Raw genomic sequence first — 18,807 nt, 5'->3', positions numbered from 1 at the left:
CGATGACGACCAGTGAGGATGTGTGGCGCCGCGAGTCGCCGCACATCCTCGCTGCTCTGATGAGGCGATTCGGTGACTTCGCCGCGTGCGAGGACGCCGTGCAGGAAGCACTGTTCGAAGCATCCCAGCAGTGGCCGACGAAAGGTGTGCCGGACAAACCCCGAGGCTGGCTGCTGCGGGTCGCGTCCCGTCGGCTCATCGATGCCAAGCGTCAGGACAGCTCGCGACTCGAACGCGAGCGGAGGGTGTTCTCGCGTGATCGCCCCGATCAGATTGTCATCGCCGAGGCGGCCCTTGAGAACCGTGATTCCTCACTTCAGATCCTCGCTCTGTGTTGTCATCCGTCGCTCAGTCCCGATGCTCAGGTGACCTTGACATTGCGGGCCGTCCTCGGCTTGAGCACGGACCAGATCGCCGCCCTGTATCTCATTCCGTCCGCCACCGCGGGACAGAGAATCAGCAGAGCCAAGTCCACGATCGATGAGAACGGTCGGCACTTCCCGCGTCCAGAGACTACGACCGAGCGGCTTCCCGCGATGCTCCATGCCCTCTACCTCATGTACACCGCCGGTCACAGTCGCCCGAACAGTGACGACCTATTCGACCAAGCGGTCACGGACGAGGCCATCAGGCTGGCTCGTCTGCTTCATGCAGCACTGCCCGATGAGACCGAGACTGCGGGATTGCTTGCGCTCATGCTGCTCAGCGAGGCACGCCGACCGGGCCGCAGGACCCATGCCGGTGAGTTGGTGACTCTGCGCAATCAGGATCGCAAGCGGTGGAATTCGACGCTGGTCTCCGAAGGAGTCAGCCTTCTGGAGGCCGCACTCCCAACCGGACCTGTCGGGGCCTACCAGCTGCAGGCTGCCATCTCGGCGGTCCATTCAGAAGCAACGACCTGGGAGGAGACTGACTGGCCTCAGATCGTCGAGCTCTACTCGATGCTCGCGCGCATTGCGCCGTCTCCGACGGTCACTTTGAATTACGCGGTCGCCGTCAGCGAGGTCCACGGACCCCGTGCTGCCCTGGAGATGCTCGAGCCACTCCTCGCTGACAAGCGCATGAGCCGAAGTCACCGGCTGCATGCCGTCCGAGCACCGATACTGGAGGCCTTCGGAGATTCCGCCGAGGCACTGACTGCCTACCGGACCGCCAGCAGACTGTGCACGAACGTCCCTGAGCAGAGATACATCAACGCTCAGATCACTCGGCTGTCGGCCGGCGCAGACTGACGAATCTATTTGCCGTGAGTCTGAGCAAATGGCTCGATGTCGTGTTCTACGACTGATGCCGCTGGATTCGGGGCACTCTCTGAAAAGGGACGGCTCGCCATTACAGCAATCGCCCCGACTACGGCGAAGAGTGCCCAGACCCCTCCGATGAGGTAGGAGCCGACGCCCGGCACCAAGATAAGAGCGGACGCGATCATCGGCGAGAGTCCCGCTCCAAGCGCTGCAGCGAGCTGATAGCCGACGGACGCACCGGTGTATCTCACTGCTGGAGGGAAGAGCTCCGAGACATAGGCCGCGATAGGTCCATAGCACAAGCCCTGGACGATTCCATTGCCGAGAATGATTGCGGCTGCGTACTGATTGAGCTCTCCACTGACGATGAGCAGCACGATCGGAACCGCGAGGACCGCGGCCACGACATGGGCACCGACGAGAGAACGTTTGCGCCCGATCTTGTCGCTGAGTCGGGCGACGATGAAGGTGACGATCAGGGTCGTCAACGCTCCGACGGCCTTCCAGTTGAGGACATCGGATTTGTCCTCACCTGCTGCGACTGCGACTGACACTCCCCAGACCGTCGTCAGGCCCTGAGTGACATAGATGGTCATCGTAGCGAAGAGAGCGATCAGCACCTGGCGCTTGTAGTTCTTGAACACGGTGAGCAGCGGGACCTTCCTCTCTTCGCTCTCTTCTTCGAGCTGTTGGAAGGCAGGAGTTTCACTGACTTTGAGACGAATGATAAGTCCAACGACGATGAGGACTGCAGAGAGCAGGAAAGGCAGACGCCAGCCCCAAGTCACAAAGTTGTCCCCGGTGAGCGTCGCAGTCAGTGACAATATGAGCGTCGCTAGGATCGCTCCGGCCGGACCACCGGCATTGGCGAACGCCGCAGCCAGCCCGCGCCGGGCTTTCGGCGCGTGCTCGAGTGCCATGAGCGCAGCACCGCCCCATTCGCCGCCAACAGCGATGCCTTGGATGATACGTAGGGTGAACAGGGATGCGGGTGCGATCATCCCAATTGACGCAGTCGGCGGCATGAGGCCGATGATCACGGTGACGGCTCCCATCATCACCATAGAGACGATCAATGCTTTCTTGCGCCCCACCTTGTCGCCGAAGTGGCCGAAAATCACTCCGCCGAGAGGCCTAGCCAGATATCCGGCAGCCAAGGTGCTGAATGAGGCGAACAGTGAAAGTCCGGGCCCGAGTCCTGCAAAGAACAGATTTGCGAACACAATCGAGGACGCCGTCGCGTACAGGATGAAATCGTAGAACTCGATAGCTGAACCGACGAAGCTCGAAGTGAGGATTCGTCGCATCTCCGGCGTCTTCAGGGAGGTTTGGAGACCGTCCTTGTCAACAACGTCTTTGTTGTCATTCATCGTTGTTTCAGCTCCTCATCGCGGCTTGTGCAGCTGTGGTGATGTTGATGGTGTCGAGGTCTTCTGGAACCAGGAATGTTCCATCGAAACCGGTGTGTCCCTTGTGCCAGACGGTGTCATCGGCGGACCCGGGAACAAGGTGGTGCAGGGCCAGTGCACGAGCCTGTGCCGCCGAGGCAATGCGAATAGCCCCGTTTACCGAGGTATGTGACTTGTAATGGTGGTCGCGCGAGGCGCTGCCCTCATCGTCGTCACGGTGCGCATACATCTGGTCGACCCAATCGAAGTCGATCGCTTCGTGGAGAAGCAGGTCCGTTCCCTGCGCAAGTCTGACGAGGTTGTCGGTTTCGCAGGTATCGCCCGAAATGGTCACCGAGCCGTGCTCGCTGTCGAACCTGAAGGCGAAGGCTGGTGCCACGGGCGGATGTTCGACGAGGATCGCAGTCACGGTGACAAGATCATCCTGGAAGATGACGAAAGGCTGCATATCCGGAGTCGCAGCCGTGTTCGGGTGATATCCGATGCCCTCTGGGATCTCGATGTCGCGGGGGTCGAAGAGAGCTTCAGGTGACGGACGCAGCGAATCGAGCACGCGGTCGTTGAGGTCTGTGGCAAACGCCCCGACGATACTTGTGAACATGTCGGCGATGCCAGGGGTGGGGTTCGCAGGTGCCACAGGTCGAGGCGGGACGATTGCCCGCGGAGAGATCGGAGGCAACGCGCCGCGATCGCCGGGGCCGAGGAGGGGAACCGGATTGTCGGCTCTCTGCTGGAGCTCATGCATGCCGAACACCACAAGTGACGGCAGGTCGATGGTGTGATCAGAATGCAGGTGAGTGATGAAGATACCGCCCAGATCAACAAGCTCGAGGCCAGCCTGACGAATGCGACGCCCGACGCCGTGCCCGGCGTCCACGAGATAGAAACGATCCTCAACGACGATCGCGGTTGAGATACCCGCTCGATCCTTGGAATCGCCCTTCCACCATCGCGGGCCACCTGCGGTTCCCAGGGTGACTGCTTTCATCTTCGAATCGTTCATTACCCGGCACTTTCACGTTGTTGCGTCTTTGACCTCCTTAGTCTTTCCCGTTGACATCAAAAAGAAAAGCAAATTTTTACTGACTTCAATATAGACTCTGGCTATGACTGACCTCACACTCCGCCAGCTCGAGTATTTTCTCGCCGTTCTCGATCGTGGTTCGGTGAGCGACGCGGCAAAAGATTGCCGAGTGTCACAGGCGACGGTTTCTGCGGCTCTCGCCCAACTCGAAAAGCAGCTCAAAGTCACGCTCATTGCGCGTGGTCCGGCTCGGCGTGCCCGCCCGACGAGCGCTGGCAGGGAATTCGGAGTTCGCGCCAGAGAGATCCTGTCTAATGTCTCGGACGCTGTGGAATCTCTTAACGACGAGTCGGCTGCCTTACAGGGACCCTTGCGCATCGGTTGCATACCGACGGCGGGGCCACGGATGCTTCCAGCTACGGCTGCCCAGTTCGTCAAACACCACCCGCAGGTTGACGTCAGCTTTGTCGAAGCCCATCCGTTGACCGTTCAGCAGATGGTTCTCAATGGCGAAGTCGATGTGGCTGTCATGTACCGCAAGCAGATCCAGATCGAGGGAGTGACCAGGCACGACCTCGCCGAGGTGCAGCTGCATGCCATCGTCTCTGCGGATCATCCTGCAGCAGACCAGGACGGCGTCGATATCGCCGAGCTCATCGACGACCCGCTCATCCTGCTCGATTCTCCGCCGACCGCGGACCTCTTGATCAGTCAGATCCGCGGAATCGGTTTTGAGCCATCTGTACGATGGTTGATCCCCAATGCGGAGACAATCAGGTCGATGGTGGGTCTAGGGCTCGGCTTCTCCCTGGCCAACGCTGTTCCTCACCCTGACACCCTGACCTTTCAGGGCATGCCAGTGCGATATCTGCCGGTGACGAATCTGGAATTCACCAACACGATCGTGGGAGTGACGATGGCCGGAGCGCGGTTGTCGAAGAAGCTCACTGCAGCCCTCGACATCCTTCGGAGGACTGCAGCTGAGACCGATCCCCACCGGTGGAACCGCCAGAGCCGAAAACCGACGCAGACGTAGCGCTAGGCCCGGAACATCAGCTTCCGAAACCTCGCGGTCGGCTGCGAGCAGTGCACAACACAGTCACGAAAGACGGACGGTGCTCCGATCGCCGAACGATCAGAGCACCGCTGACACAGTTCCAGTCAGCCGACCGGAAGCATCGGTCGCAGGGACGAGTAACTCACACGCTGCGAGCCGACCCCGCGAACTCACGCAGGCGTGTGACCTCGGCCTTCGCATTCGCAATCTGCTGATCGACGGCCGAGCGAGCCGTGCCGCCCTTGCCGTTGCGCGAATCGATAGAGCCGAGCGTCGTGAGCACCTCGCGCACCGCAGGCGTCAAGTGCGGAGAGATCCCCGCGAATTCCTCGTCGGAGAGATCCCACAGCTCGACGTCCCGCGACTCGGCCAGCTGCACGCACGCGCCCGAGAGCTCATGAGCCACACGGAACGGCACACCATCACGCACAAGCCACTCGGCGATGTCCGTGGCCAGGGCGAATCCGCGCGGAGCCAGGTACGCCATGCGCTCGGTATCGAATTTCAGCGTCGCGACCATCCCAGTGAATGCCGGCAGCAGCAGCTCGAGAGTATCGGTCGCATCGAAGACCGGCTCCTTGTCCTCCTGGAGGTCCCGGTTGTACGCCAACGGCAGCGCCTTGAGCGTCGAGAGCAGACCGGTGAGATCACCGATGAGCCGACCGGACTTGCCACGAGTCAGCTCGGCGACGTCAGGATTCTTCTTCTGCGGCATGATCGACGATCCCGTCGAGTACGCATCATGCAGGGTGACGAACGAGAACTCCTTCGTCGCCCACGCGATGACCTCCTCGGACAGACGCGAGAGGTCGATTCCGATCATCGTCGTGATGAACAGGTACTCGGCGAAGACATCGCGCGACGCGGTGCCGTCGATGGAGTTCTCCACCGAATCGTTGAACCCGAGGTCCGCGGCCACGGCCTGCGGATCGAGCCCCAACGACGAACCAGCCAGAGCACCCGAACCATACGCAGAGACCCCTGCTCGCGCATCGAAATCGACGAAGCGGGCGACATCGCGCAGTAGCGGCCACGCATGAGCAAGCAGGTGGTGAGCCAACAGCACCGGCTGAGCGTGCTGGAGGTGCGTGCGCCCGGGCATCGGCGCCTCGGGATGCTCTTCCGCCTGAGCGATGAGCACCTCGACGGTGTCGAGCACGAGGCCGGCGACCTCACGGGCATGGTCGCGAAGGTACATCCGACCCATCGTCGCGATCTGGTCGTTGCGGGACCGTCCGGCACGCAGCTTCCCGCCGAGCTCGGGTCCGGCGATCTCGATGAGTCCGCGCTCGAGCGACGAGTGCACGTCCTCGTCGGACTCGGCGGCGACGTATTCGCCGGCCTCGACGCGGCGCAGCAGCTCGTCGAGCGCCGAGTGCATCCCCGACAGCTCGTCATCGGTGAGCAGTCCCGCGTGGTGGAGGACCTTCGCGTGGGCCTTGGATCCCGCGATGTCGTACTCCGCCAGGCGCCAGTCGAAGTCCGTGGACTTGCTCAGCGCGGCCAGCGCATCGGCCGGACCGTCGGAGAATCGTCCGCCCCACAGGCTCAGTCGTTCGCTCACAGATCGTCCTTTCCCACCAGCACGGATGCGCCGGCCCGTTCATTGAAATGATGAAACTCAGTTGTCATTGTTCCAGTTTTCCTTCGCCGAGGCGGCCGTCCGTCCCGTGGATTCCCCACCGAGGCGGCGCGCCCAATTCCAGGGCCCGCCGACAGAGGCTCACCCCTCGGCCAATCCGCCCGCTGCGTACTCGAGGAAGGTCTCGGCCAGGGCCGCTCCCCCGACTGCGGCATCGGCGATGACGAGCACCGTGTCGTCGCCGGCCAGTGTGCCGAAGATGCCGACCATCGACGACCGGTCGATCGCCGACGCCAAGTACTGCGCGGCTCCCGGCGGGGTGCGCAGCACGACAGTGTTGTCCTGCGAGACCGCGGAGACGAGCAGCTCCTCGAGGATCCGCGGCAGCTTCGCATCGAGGGTCTCCCCCGTCGACTGCTGCAGGGACCGGTCCCCACCCTCACCGGGAACGGCGTACACGGATCCCGCGGTGGACCGGATCTTCACGGCCCCCACCTCGGCGAGGTCGCGCGACAGGGTCGCCTGAGTGACGGTGATGCCCTGCGTCGCGAGCGCCTCGGCGAGTTCGATCTGGGACCGCACGGACCGACGGGTGATGAGATCGATGATCTTCTGCTGTCGGGCGGTCTTCGTCAGCGGTGCACTGTTATTCGTCTCGGCCATCATCGCTCCAGAAGGAAGGTCATGAGTGCCTTCTGCGCGTGGAGGCGGTTCTCGGCTTCGTCGAAGACCACCGAGGCGGGGCCGTCGATGACCTCGGCCGTGACCTCTTTGCCGCGGTAGGCGGGCAGGCAGTGGAGGAAGATCGCGTCGTTGCCAAGATTCATGAGTTCCTGGTTGACCTGGAACTTCGTGAACGGCGAGGCCTCGTCGTCGCGGCCGGCTGCCTCCTGGCCCATGGACACCCAGGTGTCGGTGACGAGGACGTCGGCGCCGGTGGCGGCGGCAACGGGGTCGTCGGTGACGGTGAGCGATCCCCCGGTCTGCGCGGCGAGGGCTTCTGCTTCGGCGACGACCGCGGCATCGGGCTGAAAACCGGCGGGGGCGGCGATGCGCACGTGCATTCCGGCGTTCACTCCGCCGAGGGCGTAAGAGTTCGCCATATTGTTCGCCCCGTCGCCGAAGTACGTCATGGTCTGGCCCTTGACGTCGCCGCGGTGTTCGCGGATGGTGAGCAGGTCGGCGAGGATCTGGCAGGGGTGGAAATCGTCGGAGAGGGAGTTGATGACGGGCACCGAGGAGTGCTCGGCCATCTCTTCGAGGCCTGACTGGGCGTAGGTGCGCCAGACGATCGTCGAGACCATCCGGGACATCACCTGAGCGGTGTCGGCGATGGATTCCTTGTGCCCGAGCTGCGCCTCACCGGGGTTGATGATGAGCGGCTGTCCGCCGAGCGCGGCGATGCCGGCGGCGAACGAGACCCGGGTGCGCGTCGAGGTCTTGTCGAAGATGACGGCAGCGGTCTGCGGCCCGGCCAGCGGGGTCCGCGAGTAGGGGGCTACCTTGAGTTCGACGGCGAGATCGAGGACCTCGGCCTGCTCAGCAGGACTGAGGTCCGTGTCCTTGAGGAAATGGCGTGTCATAACGTGTCCTTCGAAAGTCTGTGGTGGGGCTCAGCCGGTGATGAGGCCGGGCAGGGCGTCGATGAACGGGGTGAGCTCGTCGGCGGTGATCGTCAGCGGCGGGGCAAGGCGGAGTCGTCCAGGTGCGACAGGGTTGATGATGAACCCGGCCTCGAGTGCGCGAGCCGCGACGGCCTTCGAATCCGGGATCTCGCCTGCGGCATCGGGCAGGAGTTCGATGCCGATGAGCAGTCCCTGACCGGTGATCTCGCCGATGCCGTCAATGGCGGTGAGTTGTGGTGTCAGCCAATCGTTGATGTCGAGAGCATGGTCGAGCAGCCCGTCCTTCTCGATCGTCTCGAGCACGGCGAGTCCGGCGGCGCAGGCGATCGGGTTGCCGCCGAAGGTTGTGCCGTGCTGGCCAGCTTCGAGCAGTTTCGTGTTCGCATCGCCGACGGTGATGGTCGCGCCGATCGGCATGCCGCCGCCGAGTCCCTTCGCCGAGGTGATGATGTCCGGGACGACGCCTTCGCCGATCGACCAGTCCTGGTGGGCGAACCAGTATCCGGTGCGAGCGATGCCCGACTGCACTTCGTCGAGGACGAGCAGCGCCCCGACCTTCGTCGTCAGCTCGCGGGCGGCCTTGAGATAGCCCTCCGGGTGCTTGCGCACGCCGACTTCGCCCTGGATGGGTTCGATGAATACGGCGGCGGTGTTGTCGTTGATCGCTGCGGCCAGTGCCTCGACGTCGCCGTAGGGGACGTGGACGACTCCGGGGACGCCCGGAGCGAAGGGTTCGCGGTAGGCTTCCTTCGCCGTCAGCGCCAGTGATCCCATGGTGCGGCCGTGGAAGGCGCCCTCGACGGCGATGATGAAGGGGCGTCCCCCTCCCCCGGCGCGGCGGGCCATCTTGAAGGCCGCCTCGTTGGCTTCGGTGCCGGAGTTCGAGAAGAACACGGCGGAGCCGGTCGGCAAGTTGAGGATCTCGTGGATCTTGTTCGCCAGGGCGATCTGGGGCGGCGAGGTGAAGAAGTTCGAGATGTGGCCGAGTGTCGACGCCTGCTCGGTGATGGCGTTGACCCACGCGGGATGGCAGTGGCCCAAGGCGTTGACGGCGATGCCGGCGAGCAGGTCGAGGTACTGCTTGCCCGAGGCATCCCACACATAGGATCCTTCACCGCGGACGATGTCGAGCTGCGGGGATCCGAACACCGGGGACAGCACACGGGAGAAATCGTCCCGCCACGTCTGGGCCTGATCGGAACCCTGCCCGGCCGAAGTCTGATCGGTCGTCTCGGTCATGAACGTCCTCCGTTACTGTTCTCGCTTGCGGTCGTCTCGCCCGTCGGGGCCGCCTCGGCGGGGTTCGTCTGGTGCCCGTCGCCCAGTGGTGCGGGTTCGACGATGGTGTCTTCGACCATGGTGCCGATGCCCTCCGAGGTGAATACCTCGAGGAGGAGGGAATGCGCCATCCGGCCGTCGATGATGTGGGCCTGCTTGACCCCGTGCTCGATCGCCTCGAGCGCCGCGGTCATCTTCGGTATCATCCCCGAGTCGAGCGACGGCAGGAGTTCGCGCAGCTTGTCCGGGTCGATGCGGGAGATGAGCGAGGACGTGTCCGGCCAGTTCGCGTAGAGGCCGGGCACATCGGTGAGCATGATGAGTTTGTGTGCTTTGAGGGCTTTCGCCACCGCCGAGGCGGCCAGGTCCGCGTTGATGTTGAGCGGCTTCCCCGCCTCTCCCCCGATCTCGGAAGCGATGGAGCAGATGACGGGGACTCGGCCGGCGTCGAGGAGTTCGGTGAGCACGGTGGTGTTGACCTGGGCGATCTCGCCCACTCGGCCGAGGTCGATGACGTCGCCGTCCACCTCGGCGGTGGTTTTGTGCGCCAGCAGGAGGTCCGCGTCTTCACCGGACAGTCCGATCGCGGCATCGCCGTTCTGGTTGATCCTGGACACGATATCGCGGTTGACCTGGCCGGAGAGGACCATGCGGATGACTTCGGCGGCTTCCTCGGTGGTCACGCGCTGCCCGGCTTTGAACTCGGACTCGATGCCCAAGCGTTTCAGCATGGCCGAGATCTGGGGGCCGCCGCCGTGGACGACGACGGGGCGGATGCCGGCGAAGCGGAGGAAAGCGATGTCATCGGCGAAGGACTGCTGCAGCTCCGGGGAGACCATGGCGTTGCCGCCGTATTTGATGACGATCGTGGCGCCGGCGAAGGTCTTGATCCAGGGCAGCGCCTCGGTCAGCGCTTCGGCCTTGACTTGGGCGGCGGCGAGCCGGGCGGCCGTGGATTTCGTGGACATGTCTACGGGGGTGTTCATGAGGAGTAGGCGCTGTTCTCTTCGACGTAGTCGTGGGTGAGGTCCGAGGTCCACACGGTGGCGGTGTCGTCACCGGCGTGGAGGTCGATGGTGACGTCGACGGTGCGGTCGAACGTGACGTTCGCGGGGTCTTCGTCGGGACCGGAGGCCGTGCACACCTGGACGCCGTTGATGATGACGTCGATCTGGGTGGGATCGAAATCCGCCGAGGTGGTTCCCACCTGAGCGACGACGCGACCCCAGTTCGGGTCCTCCCCGAAGATCGCCGCCTTGAACAGGGCCGACCTGGCCACGGAGCGGGAGACTTCGACGGCGTCTTGTTCGCTGGCGGCACCGCGGGTGGTGATGGCGATGTCGTGGTGAGCGCCTTCGGCGTCGACGTGGAGTTGGTGCATGAGGTCGAGGCAGAGTTCACGTAGCAGGGTGGTGAACTCGTCGGTGTCGACGGCAGCATCGTGGGCGCCGGAGGACATGAGGATGACGGTGTCGTTCGTCGACATGCAGCCGTCGGTGTCGAGTCGGTCGAAGGACTGGCTCGTCGAGGCACGCAATGCCTGGTCGAGAGTCGTTTGGTCGAGTTTCGCGTCGGTGGTGATGACGACGAGCATCGTCGCCAGACCCGGTGCGAGCATGCCCGCACCTTTGGCCATGCCGCCGATCGTGAAGCCGCTCGAGCCCGTGCGGGCGGCAACCTTCGCGACGGTATCGGTGGTCATGATCGCTTCGGCGGCGGACTGTCCGGATTCGACACTGGTGTCGGCGGCCGCAACGAGCGGCGCGAGGTTGTTCACGATCGAGTCACGGAAGTCCTGGCCACCGACACCAATGAGCCCGGTCGAGCACACGAGCACGTCCTCGGCCTGGGTGGTGGTGCCGGATTCGGTGAGGAGTTCGGCGGTGGTCTGCGCGGTCAGCGTCGTTGTCTCGTAGCCGAAGTCGCCGGTGTAGCAGTTCGCTCCCCCGGAGTTGAGGACGACGGCGCGGGCTTGACCGCTGGCCGATGCTTTCTGGGACCACAGGACGGGGTTGGCCTTGCAGCGGTTGGACGTGTAGACGGCGGCGACGGCGGTGTCAGGGCCGTTGTTGATGACCAGGGAGAGATCTTTGGTGCCGGAGGGTTTGAGTCCGGCGGTGAGTCCGGCGGCGGTGAAGCCGAGTGGGGCGGTGACGCTCATGGGGCGACTCCTTCGAGGGGAAGGGCGGTGGTCTCGTCGAGACCGAGGGCCAAGTGGATGGATTGGATGGCTTGTCCGGCCGTGCCGCGGACCAGGTTGTCGAGTGCCACGACGATAAGGATCTTTTCCGCTCGTTCGTCGACGATGAACTGGATCTGCGCGACGTTCGACCCGGTGGTTGCCGCGGTCTGCGGCCACTGACCGTCAGGAAGGACGCGGACGAAGGGTTCGTCAGCATAGGCCTGGTCGAAGGCGGCGGCCAGCTGCTCCTTGAGCGCGGCGGCGTCGAGGAGGCCTTCGGCGTTGCGCGGTGCGGCTTCGCCGGCGTCAGCGGTGATGGTCGCGAGGATGCCGCGAGCCATGGGCACGAGCGTCGGGGTGAAGGAGATCCGTGTGGGGCCGTCGGCGGCATCGACGCCGAGGACGCCGTTGAGGTTCTGTTCGATCTCAGGCACATGCCGGTGGGTGCCACCTGTGCCATACGGCGAGGCGTTGCCGAGGATCTCGGCGGCGGTGAGGTGCGGCTTGAGTGCCTTCCCTGCCCCGGAGACTCCGTTGGCGAGCACTGCGTTGAGCCCGGCGGGCGCGGCCAGTCCTGCCTGGATGAGCGGTGCGAGTCCGAGGCTCACGGCAGTGACATTGCAGCCGGGCACGGCAATACGCTTCGTCGACTTCAGCGCTTCGCGCTGCTTCGCGCCGTCGGCGGTGAGGAGTTCGGGCAACCCGTAGGTCCAGGTGCCCTGGTGTGCGGAGCCGTAGAACTTCTCCCAGGCGGCGGCGCTGATGAGGCGGTGGTCGGCGGCGAGGTCGACGATGAGGGTGTCGGGGCTCGTCTGTTCGAGTTCGGCGGCGATCTGTCCGGACTGACCGTGCGGGAGCGCGAGGATGACGACATCGTGGCCGGCGAGCACCTCGGCGGTGGACTCCTGGACTACAAGGTCAGAGAATCGGGGAAGATGGGGTTGATGTCGGCCGAGCTTCTCACCCGCGGTGGAATGTCCGCACACCGTTGCGACGTTCAAGTGGGGGTGAGTGCTCAGCAGCCGGAGGACCTCTCCCCCGGCGTATCCGCTGGCACCGGAGACGGCAACCGTAAGATCGTTCATATGTATAACCATACCAGGCAATTAATTTATATGCAGGAGGCGTCATGACCCAGGCAGTTCGTGCGATGCAGGCCGGTGGACCGGAGGTCCTGGAGTTCGGTGAGGTCGAGACTCCGAAGCCCGGCCCGGGTGAGGTGCTCGTCAACGTCGAGGCGGCCGGCGTGAACTTCATCGACACGTACCGTCGTTCGGGTGTGTACCCGATGGACTACCCGCATGTCGTCGGCGTCGAGGGCACGGGATATATCGCGGAGGTGGGCGAGGGCATTGAGAGCTGGTCCGTCGGTGACCGTGTCGCCTGGCACGAGGGCCCGGGTTCGTATGCGACGCAGGTCGTCGTGAAGGCTGATTTCCTCCTGCGCGTGCCGGAGGGTGTGTCCGCCGAGGTGGCTGCGGCGATGCCGCTGCAGGGCCTGACAGCGCAGTATCTGGCGACGAGTTCGCACGAAATCAAGCCGGGACAGACGGCACTCGTGCATGCAGGTGCGGGTGGAGTCGGGCTGCTGCTCACGCAGATCGTCAAGCATCTGGGCGGCAATGTCATCTCGACGGTGAGCACCGAGGAGAAGGCGGAGCTGTCTCGCAAGGCCGGTGCCGATGACGTGTTCCTCTACGGCGAGGGCGTGGACATCACAGCGAAGGTCAAGGAGCTCACCAACGGTGAGGGCGTCGATGTCGCGTATGACGGGGTCGGCAAGGACACGTTCGATGCGTCGTTGGCGTCGATCAAGCCGCTGGGTTCGATGGTGCTATTCGGTGGAGCCTCGGGTCAGGTGCCGCCGTTCGACATTCAGCGTTTGAACTCCTCCGGCGGAATCTTCCTGTCCCGCCCGTCTCTGGCGTGGTTCGTGCGCAGCTCGGAGGAGCTAGCGAAGCGTTCGGCAATGCTCTTCAACGGCATCGAACACGGCTGGCTCAACTTCCGCGTCGGCGCCACGTTTGCCCTGGCCGATGCCGCGGATGCGCACCGGGCACTTGAGGGCCGTGAGACGACCGGCAAGGTTGTGCTGACCGCCTGACGTAACGGCCGTGAAATATTGGGCCGGGAATTGCCGGCGATGAACCGGAGCTCCGGGCTCAATATTTCACGGTATCGGCGTAACACAGAACGTGCCCCTGTCCTGCTTGGATGATAGGCGAGTATCCAAATTACGCTTGACACCGCCCGATCGCCGTACGTCGCTGATACCTTGAAGTCATGTACGAAGATTCTGTTCGCGACACAGTGCGTCAGTTCATGGCAGAACGCGATTGGCAGCAGTTCCACTCCCCCGAGAATCTCGCGAAGAGCGTTTCCATCGAAGCGGGAGAACTACTCGAATGTTTCCAATGGGGAGATGCCGACCTCGAGTCCGCGAAGGACGAGTTGGCTGATGTGCTGACCTATTGCATGTTGCTCGCGGACGAGCTGGGCCTGGATCCCGACACCATCATTTTGGACAAGCTGGCCAAGACTCGCGAGAAGTATCCAGTGGAAAAGGCTCGAGGCACGAGCGTGAAATATGACCAGCTTTAAAGTCGAACGCTTCCCCTTCGACGCCGACAAGGTCAAAGCGTGGGGATCCGTCGACCCTCGTCACAGTAACTGGCCCGTCGTGTATGTCATGAACAATACAGAAGAGGTCTATGTCGGCGAGTCCCTCAACGTAGAGGGCCGGATGAAGCAGCACCTCGAGTCTGACTCCAAGCGGAACCTTGAATCGGTCAGAGTCGTTCTCGACGACACGTTTAATAAGTCTGCGTGTTTAGATCTAGAGTCGTTTCTCATTCGAATGTTCCACGGCGACGCGAGTCGACAAGTCCTCAACCTCAACGCCGGAATCACCGATGCCGACTACTACGACCGGGACAACTACAACAAGACGTTCCACCAGATCTTCGAAGAGTTGCGGACTCAAGAAAGCCTCTTCAAACGAACCATCCCCCAGATCATCAACAGCGATCTCTTCAAGCTCTCGCCTTTCAAAGCCCTCAACCATGACCAGGCCATCGCTGTCGATGACATTCTCGAGGGCTTCTTTGACGACTTAGAGAGCGGCGTTGACAACACCGTCGTTGTCGAGGGCAATCCAGGAACGGGAAAAACGGTCGTTGCTATCTACCTTCTCAAGTTGTTGGAAGACATCAGACGGCACGACTCAGAAGAGCCACTCGACATCGACTCCGTCTTTAGTGACTACTTCACACCTGAACATGCAGAGCTGCTGAAGTCCCTTAAATTCGCGATAGTCGTCCCTCAACAATCACTGCGCGACTCAATCGCCAAAGTGTTCAAACTGACTCCCGGATTGAGTAAGGGAATGGTGCTGACTCCATTCGAGGTAGGCGAAAGCACTGAACGGTTCGACCTTCTCGTCGTCGATGAAGCTCATCGTCTCAATCAGAGAGCAAACCAGGCGTCTGGCCCTCTTAACAAGAAGTTCATCGAGATAAACGAAAAGCTATTCGGTTGGGACGACCCTCAGAAGACCCAACTGGATTGGATTCAGAAGCAGAGTCACCACTCGATCCTCATGCTCGATGTCGGCCAAACCGTTCGACCAGCGGATCTTCCAGCTACCACAACTCGGGAGCTCGCCGCACGAGCCCGAGCAGCAGAACGGCTCTATCCTCTTCAAACCCAGATGCGCATCTCGACTGACAAAGATTACGTCAGTTACATCCGCAAGCTGCTCAGTGACGATCCACCAGAATCACGCGAAGACTTCGGGGACTATGACCTCCGGCTGTTCACTGATTTAGGCGAGATGACACGAGAGCTTCAGAAACGCGAAGTAGAACACGGGCTGTCTCGCTTGGTCGCTGGTTACGCCTGGCCATGGAAGAGCAAAAATGAAAAGACCGCATATGACCTCGAACTTGACGGTCAGCAGATGCGCTGGAACACGACGACAACGGATTGGATCAACTCAGCAAAGTCTGTCGACGAAGTCGGATCGATCCACACCGTTCAGGGCTATGACCTCAACTATGTCGGGGTCATCATCGGCAACGACCTCCGCTACGACCCGGACGCTGGCAAGCTCGTCTTTGACCGCGCAAGTTATCACGACAAGAAGGGCCGCGAGAACAACCCCAAGCTCGGGATCACATACTCAGATGCGGATCTTCTCGAGTACGTGAAGAACATCTACAGCGTTCTGCTCACACGAGGTATTCGAGGAACATATGTGTACATATGTGACCCCGCACTGCATAGCCGACTCAAAGACTTCATCTAAAGGTCCCTGATCAAACAATTGTCAGCTTCTGCGCCACTGCCGAAGAACTTGTCAACGAGGACTAGCTCCTGAAATCTGTGCAAGATCAACAAGTACAGTCGACATGCCGTTGCGACCGCCGTCAAGCCATGCCGCACTCAGTTCGTCATTTGCTCCGCCGAGCGGATCAACAATTCCACCCTCGAGATAACCTAAAATTTCGACAACGCCTTCCCGAGTTAATGGGGCAGAGATCTCGTGCTCCCCAATGCTTAGGTTCACTTGGCCAGACGCCGCGGGACTCAGAGTCACAAACGAACGCTCCTCGTTTACCCCATGCACAAGCTGGAGGCCAGCGGTTTCATCGCCAGAAGCATTAAGAAAAATCTGTCCGCCCATGCCGAGCCAAACCAATAGGATCCGCTCTACGGCCTGCCACACAGGAGGCGACAGTTTTGCAGACAAATTTGAACGAACCATTTCAAGGGAATCCAGAGTGGAATCTGAATTGACCTGCTCCGAAATCGAATCAATAGATGTCGCCTCGATAAGACGTCGAACTTCGACACGATGGCTCAGCTGCGCGTGCCCCGAGCTGTCGACATGGACTCCAGACGCAGCCAGCAATGTAGCGCCGTCTGATTCTGTGAGTCCCGGAGACACGAACTTATGGGCCCCCTCTGCCCCACTCGCCTTACGAACTCGCCATGCATGCGCCAGTCGGTTAGAAGACAAGAAGTCCTCAACCGCCGATGGACTAGTGCCAAGCACAGCAGCTATGTCGCCAAACGTAGCCCACTGGCCATTAGGAATAGCAGACAGAGCATCCTTCATCGATATCTCATCAATGACTTCCCGCTGATTCTCAGAGGAATTTATTGGCGAAACCCACTCAGAATTGATAATGCTGGCCAAATACTTGCCCCGCTCCTCAATCTCAGGCTTACCCCAAAATTCTCTGGACGAAACAAAATCGTTCAGTGCAACATTGCTCTTTTCCAACATCTTTCTCTTTACCGCAAACGGACTATTACTCAATTCAGAGTTGTAGCCTGTAAGAGAGAGATTTGCTAGCGTGTGCACCAAAGCGTCGTGCATTTCGTCAACCGACTCAAACTGCCCTAACTCCCTGTTGAGATCTTCACGCCAATGCACAATATTCTGAGGCATAATGTGCTCAATTGAAGTTCTTGATAGATCGGCTGGCTCCTTACCCGCGATTGCCTCTTCTATCCAAGCAAGGACTGTCTTTCGCTGCCCGTGCTTGCCTACATAGTAAAACGCTTCTTCGACTACGGCTCTTTCTATTTGTTCATTAGTAGCGAATCGCTTGCGACCAAACGACAAGTAGCGCCTTAACGATTCCTCAAGAGAAGTTTCATCAAGCTCATCAGACGCTCTAAGCATCATTCGAGACAAAGCGTTATGCGGAGCACTCACCAGAAGACGCCTCACCAAGAACGACTCCAGCACTTTTAGAGCGCCAGCCACATCGTCGGAATCAACTTTTGAGACGCTTCGCAGATACAACAGTCGTAGCACCAATGGATCCGTCGAGGGCATCCCATATTCACGAAGGCGGCTCAGTTGACGTTGCACAGTAGCGTCTTTCTCTAATGACGGATCCCGCATTGTTGCCATCAACACGGACAGATCATTAAAGATCTTTACTAGACGTCTAATCTCGTCAACAGACAAATCCTTTAGCCGGAGCACTTGCCCCTCGTACATATCTCCTTGCTTCACTTCGCTGTCGTACCACGTCAACTCAATCCAGAAGAGCTTCTCCAAGTCTTTTGGGGTCAACCTATTTTGCATCGGCATCCACACTGAGGAGTATAATTGCTCGCCTACAGTTCCCAAGCGCATGAATATATAGTTTCGCAACAGATCGCCTTGAGTTAATCGCAGACCTGTATTGTTCAGTGATTCAAAGATACGATATACGTTATCGCCTTCTCCCGCTGTAATTGACACAAAGTCCAAGCCATGAAGGACTGCATCCTGCACTTCCAAGTAGGTTGTTGAGTCGTTGCCTTCAACAATTGGTTTCAAATGCTCGAAGAAGAAGTTGTACGCAGAGATAACGTTGTCTTCATTCAGACCTTGCATTTGCTCGTCAATAACACCCCTGTATGAAGACCTGTCGCCCTGAGTAGGAAGAATCTTCAATCGATCATCGCCCGAATTGTACTCATCAACCAGGTATCTCTTTGATATCGACTCGTATTTCTTGGGATCATCCGGATAGGCACTCTTAAGAAGGTCTCGCAACGCTGCAAGCAACAGAGTCAAAGTAGTCAATCTCTGCTGCCCATCCACAACGAGCATTTTGCTGCTTCCGGCGGTAACACCGTTTACCGCCAGAACGAGCGATCCCGTGAAATGAGTGGAAAATGGCTTATCCCGGCGCGCCTTCGCCAGATCTTTAACATCATCCCAAAGCCGCTTCAACTGCTTCTTTTCCCAAGAATATGTTCTTTGGTAAAGCGGTACCTGATACTGTTTCGATCCTTCGAGGATTTGGTGCAGCTTATGCTCGGAGACATCCATGGTTGTACCTTCCGTGGGGCGACGGTGCGCGACTACAACCAGCATACATCGAAAGAATTGTTGTTGCTGGTCTCAGTTACGACTCTATGGCAATGACGATCCAGGTCGTGTGTAGGCATCACATGAGAGGAAGTTTTCAAGCAACCACGCAGCCTTACTCATGCAGTATGGCGTGCAAGACTGTACAGTTGCACGACATGAAGATTTTGCAGCAACCTGTCATCGTTCCGGCTTTCGACATTACGGCGGTTTACCTGCTTATATTTCGACCGATAAGACACTGCAAATTTCTCCGCCTTGAACTCAATACGTCCCCCACTCGAAGGCCCGAGACGATTTGTGCCATTATTCAGCTTCTTTTCATTCGAAGAAAGCCATCCAATGCACGATTGATGTACGGAAGGTGCATTCGGTAGCACCTGTGGACTGAACATATAAAGCCCTGAGATCGAGTGTCCCTGAAGTGGTGAGGTTCAGTGTCCACGATGTCGCGAGGTTATACACCACTTCGTTACACAGGCGCTACCGAATGGCGCTTCCGTACGCTGGAAAGCTCGGGAGGCGTTGC

15 protein-coding genes and 1 pseudogene are annotated in these 18,807 nt (G+C 60.3%); 5 read left to right on the top strand and 11 right to left on the bottom strand.

The features are described from left to right. Positions 1-2 precede the first annotated feature (2 nt). The gene (locus ACU4IU_RS16305; protein ID WP_446657328.1) at positions 3-1,232 is read left to right on the top strand and encodes an RNA polymerase sigma factor; all 1,230 of its coding nucleotides are present in this window, start codon (positions 3-5) and stop codon (positions 1,230-1,232) included. 5 nt (positions 1,233-1,237) lie between these two features. Here the strand turns inward: ACU4IU_RS16305 and ACU4IU_RS16300 are convergent, their stop codons facing one another. From ACU4IU_RS16300 to ACU4IU_RS16290, 3 genes and pseudogenes are all read right to left on the bottom strand, one after another. Further along, entirely contained in the window at positions 1,238-2,614 is a 1,377-nt protein-coding gene (locus ACU4IU_RS16300; protein ID WP_446657327.1) for an MFS transporter, read from the bottom strand. Positions 2,615-2,621: 7 nt separating this feature from the next. Next, positions 2,622-3,398, bottom strand: a complete 777-nt coding sequence (locus tag ACU4IU_RS16295) for an MBL fold metallo-hydrolase (RefSeq protein WP_446657616.1) — start codon at positions 3,396-3,398, stop codon at positions 2,622-2,624. Positions 3,399-3,470: 72 nt separating this feature from the next. After that, positions 3,471-3,641: pseudogene (locus tag ACU4IU_RS16290) on the bottom strand (MBL fold metallo-hydrolase); the annotation flags it as partial. 118 nt (positions 3,642-3,759) lie between these two features. On the opposite strand from ACU4IU_RS16290, the gene ACU4IU_RS16285 reads away from it, so the two are divergent. After that, positions 3,760-4,713, top strand: a complete 954-nt coding sequence (locus ACU4IU_RS16285; RefSeq protein WP_446657326.1) for a LysR family transcriptional regulator — start codon at positions 3,760-3,762, stop codon at positions 4,711-4,713. Positions 4,714-4,876: 163 nt separating this feature from the next. Here the strand turns inward: ACU4IU_RS16285 and argH are convergent, their stop codons facing one another. The 7 genes from argH to argC all read right to left on the bottom strand — a co-directional run bounded on the left by argH (position 4,877) and on the right by argC (position 12,486). Next, on the bottom strand, positions 4,877-6,298 hold the full coding sequence (gene argH / locus ACU4IU_RS16280) for an argininosuccinate lyase (protein WP_446657325.1): 1,422 nt from the start codon (positions 6,296-6,298) through the stop codon (positions 4,877-4,879). A 159-nt stretch (positions 6,299-6,457) separates the two neighbouring features. Continuing rightward, complete coding sequence (locus ACU4IU_RS16275; RefSeq protein ID WP_446657324.1) at positions 6,458-6,979, bottom strand: arginine repressor; 522 nt, start codon at positions 6,977-6,979, stop codon at positions 6,458-6,460. After that, a complete protein-coding gene (argF, locus tag ACU4IU_RS16270; protein ID WP_446657323.1) occupies positions 6,979-7,899 on the bottom strand; it encodes an ornithine carbamoyltransferase in 921 nt (306 codons plus the stop codon). Before argF ends, ACU4IU_RS16275 begins: the two co-directional genes overlap by 1 nt. A gap of 30 nt (positions 7,900-7,929) precedes the next feature. Then, positions 7,930-9,180 carry an acetylornithine transaminase gene (locus tag ACU4IU_RS16265; RefSeq protein ID WP_446657322.1) on the bottom strand — a complete coding sequence of 417 codons (1,251 nt, stop codon included), beginning with the start codon at positions 9,178-9,180 and terminating at the stop codon, positions 7,930-7,932. Continuing rightward, a complete protein-coding gene (gene argB / locus ACU4IU_RS16260; RefSeq protein ID WP_446657321.1) occupies positions 9,177-10,205 on the bottom strand; it encodes an acetylglutamate kinase in 1,029 nt (342 codons plus the stop codon). The genes ACU4IU_RS16265 and argB overlap by 4 nt, the downstream gene beginning before the upstream one ends. Beyond that, positions 10,202-11,380 carry a bifunctional glutamate N-acetyltransferase/amino-acid acetyltransferase ArgJ gene (gene argJ, locus ACU4IU_RS16255; protein WP_446657320.1) on the bottom strand — a complete coding sequence of 393 codons (1,179 nt, stop codon included), beginning with the start codon at positions 11,378-11,380 and terminating at the stop codon, positions 10,202-10,204. Before argJ ends, argB begins: the two co-directional genes overlap by 4 nt. Further along, positions 11,377-12,486, bottom strand: coding sequence for an N-acetyl-gamma-glutamyl-phosphate reductase (gene argC / locus ACU4IU_RS16250; RefSeq protein WP_446657319.1), 1,110 nt, complete (start codon positions 12,484-12,486; stop codon positions 11,377-11,379). The genes argJ and argC overlap by 4 nt, the downstream gene beginning before the upstream one ends. A gap of 44 nt (positions 12,487-12,530) precedes the next feature. On the opposite strand from argC, the gene ACU4IU_RS16245 reads away from it, so the two are divergent. The 3 genes from ACU4IU_RS16245 to ACU4IU_RS16235 all read left to right on the top strand — a co-directional run bounded on the left by ACU4IU_RS16245 (position 12,531) and on the right by ACU4IU_RS16235 (position 15,707). Further along, positions 12,531-13,505, top strand: coding sequence for a quinone oxidoreductase family protein (locus ACU4IU_RS16245; RefSeq protein WP_446657318.1), 975 nt, complete (start codon positions 12,531-12,533; stop codon positions 13,503-13,505). 179 nt (positions 13,506-13,684) lie between these two features. Next, positions 13,685-14,002, top strand: coding sequence for a nucleotide pyrophosphohydrolase (locus ACU4IU_RS16240; RefSeq protein WP_446657317.1), 318 nt, complete (start codon positions 13,685-13,687; stop codon positions 14,000-14,002). Next, positions 13,989-15,707 (top strand): DNA/RNA helicase domain-containing protein, encoded by a 1,719-nt coding sequence (locus tag ACU4IU_RS16235; RefSeq protein WP_446657316.1) that lies wholly within the window; start codon positions 13,989-13,991, stop codon positions 15,705-15,707. Before ACU4IU_RS16240 ends, ACU4IU_RS16235 begins: the two co-directional genes overlap by 14 nt. Before the next feature lie 51 nt (positions 15,708-15,758). Here the strand turns inward: ACU4IU_RS16235 and ACU4IU_RS16230 are convergent, their stop codons facing one another. After that, entirely contained in the window at positions 15,759-18,239 is a 2,481-nt protein-coding gene (locus ACU4IU_RS16230) for a GmrSD restriction endonuclease domain-containing protein (RefSeq protein ID WP_446657315.1), read from the bottom strand. Positions 18,240-18,807: the final 568 nt, after the last annotated feature.

It is taken from the genome of Brevibacterium sp. CSND-B09, assembly GCF_052906525.1.
The sequence above is the reverse complement of the archived record's forward strand: the minus strand, read 5'-3'. Positions and strand labels throughout refer to the sequence as shown.

Bases quoted from the DNA above. Each gene is read 5' to 3' on its own strand.
- ACU4IU_RS16295 (WP_446657616.1), bottom strand. From the start codon at position 3,398: ATGCATGAGCTCCAGCAGAGAGCCGACAATCCGGTTCCCCTCCTCGGC.
- argF (WP_446657323.1), bottom strand. From the start codon at position 7,899: ATGACACGCCATTTCCTCAAGGACACGGACCTCAGTCCTGCTGAGCAG.
- ACU4IU_RS16300 (WP_446657327.1), bottom strand. From the start codon at position 2,614: ATGAATGACAACAAAGACGTTGTTGACAAGGACGGTCTCCAAACCTCC.
- argJ (WP_446657320.1), bottom strand. From the start codon at position 11,380: ATGAGCGTCACCGCCCCACTCGGCTTCACCGCCGCCGGACTCACCGCC.
- ACU4IU_RS16305 (WP_446657328.1), top strand. From the start codon at position 3: ATGACGACCAGTGAGGATGTGTGGCGCCGCGAGTCGCCGCACATCCTC.
- ACU4IU_RS16235 (WP_446657316.1), top strand. From the start codon at position 13,989: ATGACCAGCTTTAAAGTCGAACGCTTCCCCTTCGACGCCGACAAGGTC.
- ACU4IU_RS16240 (WP_446657317.1), top strand. From the start codon at position 13,685: ATGTACGAAGATTCTGTTCGCGACACAGTGCGTCAGTTCATGGCAGAA.
- ACU4IU_RS16265 (WP_446657322.1), bottom strand. From the start codon at position 9,180: ATGACCGAGACGACCGATCAGACTTCGGCCGGGCAGGGTTCCGATCAG.
- argB (WP_446657321.1), bottom strand. From the start codon at position 10,205: ATGAACACCCCCGTAGACATGTCCACGAAATCCACGGCCGCCCGGCTC.
- argC (WP_446657319.1), bottom strand. From the start codon at position 12,486: ATGAACGATCTTACGGTTGCCGTCTCCGGTGCCAGCGGATACGCCGGG.
- ACU4IU_RS16230 (WP_446657315.1), bottom strand. From the start codon at position 18,239: ATGGATGTCTCCGAGCATAAGCTGCACCAAATCCTCGAAGGATCGAAA.
- ACU4IU_RS16285 (WP_446657326.1), top strand. From the start codon at position 3,760: ATGACTGACCTCACACTCCGCCAGCTCGAGTATTTTCTCGCCGTTCTC.
- ACU4IU_RS16245 (WP_446657318.1), top strand. From the start codon at position 12,531: ATGACCCAGGCAGTTCGTGCGATGCAGGCCGGTGGACCGGAGGTCCTG.
- ACU4IU_RS16275 (WP_446657324.1), bottom strand. From the start codon at position 6,979: ATGGCCGAGACGAATAACAGTGCACCGCTGACGAAGACCGCCCGACAG.